Source organism: Arthrobacter sp. UYNi723, assembly GCF_054057635.1.
In genome coordinates this window covers 1-2043 of record NZ_JBSRZM010000074.1, presented here as the reverse complement: position 1 = coordinate 2043, position 2043 = coordinate 1, and the positions used below count along the sequence as shown (strand labels likewise).

Sequence of the window (2043 nt, the reverse complement as noted above, 5' to 3'; positions counted from 1 at the left end):
TTTCCGCCCTGATCGCGACCTACGCCGGCAACAAGGCCATCGTGGACCTCTCCGCCGCCCAATCCGCGATCACCGAGAACAGCGAGTAGGGAAAACCCGCCGTCACCGATGACGGCCACCACGTCAGGCCGACGACGAAAGCCCCGCCGGAAACAGCCCGCGGGGCGTTTCCGTGCACGGCCCATCGTCACAAAAACCGACGCCGCCATCGTCAAATAACGCGACGCCTAACACAAGGAAGGCGGGCCGAAACCGCGGAACGTAGGTCAGGCACCTTTCCGGTGGGCCAACAGGAGAGCCAAGGGCAACGCCAGTGGACATGGAGGGTGCATTATGGATGGCTGGCCGATGCTTTAGGCCGAGAACTGCTCGAGATAACCGCGAACGAAGGGGTTCACCTTTGAAAGACCCAGCTATAGGCAACAGCCGAAGCGACACCGCTCCCCCACCAACAGTCGGGTCATGCAGTCCCGGGCTCTCCCCGCCATGAACAAGTAACCAGCAACACCACTACCCGAACGACGAGAAGTCGGGCACCAACATTGCTCACGGACGTATGGCCAGTCTTGGGCTACGAAACCGTCCGAATAGTTCAAAGGTCATGCCGCTACCTTCGAACTTCGACATGAACAGTCGTGACACAACAGCCAAGGGCAACCCCTCCCCCAGTACCGTGCCGGTCATGTAGCTCCAGACGCGCCGCACCATGAATGAGTACGAAGCGACCCCGCTGCCCCACACAAGGAAAGAGGAACCCGGGGCCCCGGAAACTTTAGCCAATCCGGCCCAGTCCGGCCGATGTACGAACCAGTCCGGAGTCCAAGGGTGTGCACATTGTGCACACCCTCTTTTTCCCACCTTTTAGACCTCGCTGTACGGGCAAGACGGCTGCCGTCGCGGATCGCTCCGAGTCGCTTCGTCAGGCGATCTGGATTCGTTCGTCGCCGAGTTCAACCTCGACACGAAGCCGGCCGCCGAGCGCCTCGACGTATTTTCGCAAGGTATCGACCTGGGCGCGATCAATGTCACCGTGCTCGATGCGGGACACCCTGTTCTGGCTGACATGCAGGCGCCCAGCCAGCTCGACCTGCGTCAGCTCAGAGGCCTCGCGGAGCTCCCGAAGCCGGTAAGCCCGGACCTCATCGACCATGCGCTTCTTGTGGGCATTCACAGCTGCCCGGTCAACCGGACGCTTGGCCAGTAGTTCCTCCATGGACTTCGCCACTATGCCCCTCCTTTCAGAATCCTCAGATGATCATCGAACAGGTCATCAGCAACCGGAATGTTCGTCTTGTACCACTTGCTCCAGTTGCCCGCCTTGTCCCCCGCGACAAGCAAGATCGCCCGCCGCTCCGGATCAAAGGCAAACAGGATTCGCAGTTCCGACCGCCCGCTCGATCCCGGCCGCAGCTCCTTCATGTTCTTATGCCGTGAACGAACCACTGTGTCGACCAATGGACGACCAAGTTGAGGTCCGCGCTCGGCGAGAAGCTCTAATGCAGCAACGATCTGCTCATACGAGTCTTGGTCAAGACCTAACAGCCACGGCTCAACTAGTCCCACGTCAACATTCCACATCGAGTCCATCATACAACTCAGGTGTTCTACAACTCAAGTGCTATATTGCGGTCCGCCACTTGTTGGACGTGCAGGAGGGACGAGCCGTCACGCTCATGACGGTTGTGGCCAGGCAGTGCGTCGCAGAGAAGAAGACCCGGCAAGGCGATGATGTCGTCGTATTCGAGGCGAGAACTCAGGCATCCTCAAGGCGCTTCAGCAGCCCGGCGTCGTGGCTCATAACGAAGTCCAGGCCCGCGCTGATTTCTTGCCTGTGCCGGTGACGCTGGACGTCCGAGCCGGCAACTTGACCAAGAAGCGCCGACTTGGAGGTGTGCGCCTTGGCAGTAGGCTCACCCGGACGGCGGTCACCGTCTTCTGAAAACACGCAGGTTTTTGGGCTCTCCTGACTCATCCGTGGGTGCTTTGAGCGCGCCTTAACTGACGCACGCCGCTTTCCGCCTAGGTTTCTGACTGTCTAAGGAA

Annotated in this window: 3 protein-coding genes; all 3 read right to left on the bottom strand. The window is 59.9% G+C overall.

Translation table 11 applies throughout. The annotated features are described in order from the left end of the window. Positions 1–919: 919 nt before the first annotated feature. The 3 genes from ACVWY0_RS22230 to ACVWY0_RS22220 all read right to left on the bottom strand — a co-directional run bounded on the left by ACVWY0_RS22230 (position 920) and on the right by ACVWY0_RS22220 (position 1945). Entirely contained in the window at positions 920–1225 is a 306-nt protein-coding gene (locus tag ACVWY0_RS22230) for a helix-turn-helix domain-containing protein (protein WP_320538102.1), read from the bottom strand. After that, on the bottom strand, positions 1225–1563 hold the full coding sequence (locus ACVWY0_RS22225; protein WP_485838623.1) for a type II toxin-antitoxin system RelE/ParE family toxin: 339 nt from the start codon (positions 1561–1563) through the stop codon (positions 1225–1227). Before ACVWY0_RS22225 ends, ACVWY0_RS22230 begins: the two co-directional genes overlap by 1 nt. Positions 1564–1753: 190 nt before the next feature. Next, on the bottom strand, positions 1754–1945 hold the full coding sequence (locus ACVWY0_RS22220; protein WP_485838622.1) for a hypothetical protein: 192 nt from the start codon (positions 1943–1945) through the stop codon (positions 1754–1756). Positions 1946–2043: the final 98 nt, after the last annotated feature.